We start from the raw sequence: 3,678 nt of genomic DNA, 5'->3' as shown, positions 1-3,678 counted from the left end.
GACTTCTATAAGTCAAAAATACTCGTATATACAGACTTGTATCACGTAGATATAGAATCTCTTTAAGAATCTTGTATGAGCGGCGTACCTTCCTCAACTCGAGCTGAGTTGCTTCACCGAATTATTAATCGGGTTCGACGATCGTTAGAGTTACAGGTCATACTCAACGAAACAGTCATCGAGGTACAGTCGCTGCTAGGTACTGACCGTGTCAAGATTTATCGCTTCCATCCAGATGGCAGTGGTGAAGTCGTTGCCGAAGCTATTCGAGATCAGCGGCTACCATCCCTATTGGGTTTGCATTTTCCGGCTGATGACATTCCCCCTGAGGTTCGTCAACTGTTTTTGACAGCCCGCCAGCGCTCGATCGTTGATGTCAGCCGAGGCCAAATTGGGAGTAGCCTGCCCCCTACGCTTGACAATTCAACCCTTGAGTCTATCCATTATCGGTCAGTAGACCCCTGTCATATAGAGTATTTGACAGCAATGGGAGTTAAATCTTCCCTAGTGGTTCCCCTAGTCCACCAAGAGCAGTTGTGGGGGTTAATTGTTTCTCACCATGCTGAACCCCGCGAAGCTAGCCCAGAAGATGTGGAGTTGTTGCAGATGGTCTCTGATCAGGTGTCGATGGCCATTGCCCATGCTACTCTTCTGGCCGAAGCTCACGATCGTGCCCAGCGAGAACAGATTGTCAATCAGGTCACCACCCTGCTCCATAGCCAACCGCAAATTCAGCTTCAAGATGCCTTCAACATAGCGGTTACTGCACTCCAAGCCAGTGGGGGCAGACTTTATGTGCATGGGAACCTGCCTAATTGCCCAGAAACCCTCTATACCGTTGGTGAACAACCGCTGGCCCTAGCCTCTACCCAGGGAATGATTGAGCAGAGCTTAGTTTGGCAAGAGTTCTTTCAAATCTCGAACACAGAGGCAGCACCTCAATCTATCTGGATGATCACTGATCTTTACCAAGAACCCCGACTGCGGGCGATCGCCGCCTGTTTTCGCCCCACAGAAATTCGGGGTATGTTGGTTGTCCCCCTTTACCATTGGCAACAGTGTCTAGGCTATTTCACCCTCTTTCGCAATGCTATAGACACCGAAACCCTGTGGGCAGGCCAAGTTGACCCCGATCAGCGGCAACTGCAACCCCGCAACTCCTTTGCTGCTTGGAAAGAGTCTAAACAAGGGCAAGCTCCTACGTGGACAGATGGCGATCGTGCCCTGGCCCTTGCTCTGGCTCAGCAGTTTACCTTAGCCATTCGGCAGCAACATCTGTACCAACAGGTAAACCAGTTGAATGCCAACTTAGAACGGGATGTGCAACAACGCACTCAAGCCTTACAGCAGGCTGTGGAACAGCAGAATGTTCTCGCTGAGGTAATTTCTAAAATTCGAGCTTCATTAGAACTCGATACTATTTTTCAGGTTGCAGCTAGGGAAGTGCGGCAACTGCTCAATGCCGATCGGGTTGGCATCTTTCGGTTTTACGAACATTCTGGCTACGACGATGGTGAATTTGTTGCTGAAGCGGTGCTGCCCCTCTATCCATCCGCTCTCGCGGCTAAAATCCACGACCACTGCTTTGGAGAGCAGTATGCTATTCATTACCAACTAGGGCGAGTTCAAGCCGTTGCAGACATCACTGAGGCTGGGCTAGCAGATTGCCACCGTGACGTTCTCCAGCGCTTTAACATTCGCGCTAACCTAGTTGTACCGATTCTTCAGGGCGAGGTTCTTTGGGGTCTGCTTTGCATTCACCAATGCGCCCATTCCCGCACTTGGCAGCCACTAGAGATAGAGTTTGTCCGTCAGATTGCCACCCAACTGGGGGTTGCCCTTAAGCAGGCCGAACTGTTGGCCCAAACCCAGCAACAGGCCAGAGAACTGGCTACAGCCCTCCAAGACTTGAAACAGGCCCAGACACATCTAATCCAGACTGAAAAAATGTCGAGCTTGGGGCAACTAGTGGCAGGGGTTGCCCACGAAATTAACAATCCAGTCAACTTCATCTATGGCAACCTTGACCACACCAGTGCTTACGCCCAGACCCTGCTAGATTGCTTGCACCTTTACCAGCACCACTACCCTAAGCCAGTCCCAGAAATCGGTCAGTATGCTGATGAGTTAGAGTTTATTGCCGAAGATTTACCCAAGCTGCTTGCTTCTATGAAAACCGGAGCCGATCGCATCCGCCAGATTGTGCTTTCCCTCCGCAACTTTTCCCGCTTTGACCAAGCAGACATCAAAGCAGTGGATATTCACGATGGCATCGACAGCACCCTGATGATTTTGCAGCATCGGTTGAAGCCCAAGTCCAACCGAGCCAGCATTCAAATCACGAAACACTATGGCACGCTGCCCTTGGTGGAATGCTACCCAGGACAGCTCAATCAGGTTTTTATGAACATATTGAGCAATGCCATCGATGCCCTAGAAGAGGATCCACGTTACAAAAATATTCCAGGCCAAATCTCGATTCAGACTAGCCTGCAACCCATTAAAAGCGTGCCCCATGCCATCATCCACATTGCAGACAATGGTCCAGGCATTCCCCCTGCGGCTCAGGAAAAGATTTTTGACCCCTTTTTCACCACTAAACCCCCTGGTAAAGGCACTGGTTTAGGACTGTCTATCAGTTACCAAATTGTTGTAGAACGGCACGGTGGATCATTTCGGTGTGTTTCCCAACCTAATCAGGGCACTGAATTTTGGATTGAAATTCCTGTAGTCCAGCCGAAGGGCTAGAGAAGCTTTACATTTCTATTCAGTAAGATCACTTCTTCATTACCATCCCTTTGGTACCAATGGTTACAGAATGATTACCAGACGCGGGGTTTACAGGGGGAACGTTGTAGATAGTAGGGCCGTAGCAGTTGCCACAGAGCTATCATCCATCGCTGGGCTTCGCTAGTAGAAGGGCCTCGGTAGCGACAGAGAAGGCCAGTCATTAAGCGGGTGATGCCGGTGCTGCTGTGGGGTGAGGTGGGTAAGGGTAACGATCGCGCCATGTGCAGCAGGGCTGTATCTACTTCAAACCCAACCAGTGCCATAGTGCCGATAACGGGTTGATGATGCAGGCCATTGGGTGCAGTGAGCAGGTTACTGCCGCCGATGAGTTGTTGTCGATCCAGCCATTGGGGTTGTGACCCTTGCCATAGCTCTGTGCTAGACCGCCAGTACCCTTGTTGGAACTGTTCATGTCTGGCGCTGCGCCCAAACCGCACCAAATCCCATCCTAACCAGACGGCTCCGGGGGCTAGGTCTACTCGCATGTGCTGACTATAGTGGGCACCGCTGAACACGATCGTAGGCTGGGGCAGGTATTCTAAAACGGTATTAGCCTCTAGGGTAACCTGTAGGGTTTGCTGGGCTTCAGCACCTGCACTGCGATAAATCTTGGTAGCGGCGGCAGTGGTGATCAGTACTGATGCATGAGGATGAAGGTGAACTTTGGTCATGAGCCGATCGCCCCCGACGACACCTCCGGCAGTGTGAAGGATAACGCTATGGCAGATGGCATCTCCCTCTGGATAGAAGGGGCGCTGGATTTTTAGAGGAGCATTGGCCTGAGCCTGAACCACCTGAGTCTTGGTGCCAGAGTGAGCATAGGTGATGGTTAATCGTCCCTGCCAACTAGCAGGAATTAGAGGTGTTGTCATCAATAGCCAAACCCAC

The 3,678-nt window shown here is 51.0% G+C and carries 2 protein-coding genes; one reads left to right on the top strand and one right to left on the bottom strand.

Annotated elements, in window-relative coordinates:
- Positions 1 to 75: 75 nt before the first annotated feature.
- On the top strand, positions 76 to 2,748 hold the full coding sequence (locus tag NZ772_15640; GenBank protein ID MCS6814987.1) for a GAF domain-containing protein: 2,673 nt from the start codon (positions 76 to 78) through the stop codon (positions 2,746 to 2,748).
- Positions 2,749 to 2,822: 74 nt separating this feature from the next.
- Here NZ772_15640 and NZ772_15635 read toward each other — a convergent pair whose 3' ends face one another.
- A complete protein-coding gene (locus NZ772_15635) occupies positions 2,823 to 3,662 on the bottom strand; it encodes an urease accessory protein UreD (protein MCS6814986.1) in 840 nt (279 codons plus the stop codon).
- Positions 3,663 to 3,678 lie beyond the last annotated feature (16 nt).

This window comes from Cyanobacteriota bacterium (assembly GCA_025054735.1).
GTDB lineage: Bacteria > Cyanobacteriota > Cyanobacteriia > SKYG9 > SKYG9 > SKYG9.
This window is presented reverse-complemented; position numbering and strand designations above follow the sequence as displayed.

What these genes read in the sequence shown, in the direction of transcription:
- NZ772_15635 (MCS6814986.1), bottom strand. Translation starts at nt 3,662, where the DNA reads ATGACAACACCTCTAATTCCTGCTAGTTGGCAGGGACGATTAACCATC.
- NZ772_15640 (MCS6814987.1), top strand. Translation starts at nt 76, where the DNA reads ATGAGCGGCGTACCTTCCTCAACTCGAGCTGAGTTGCTTCACCGAATT.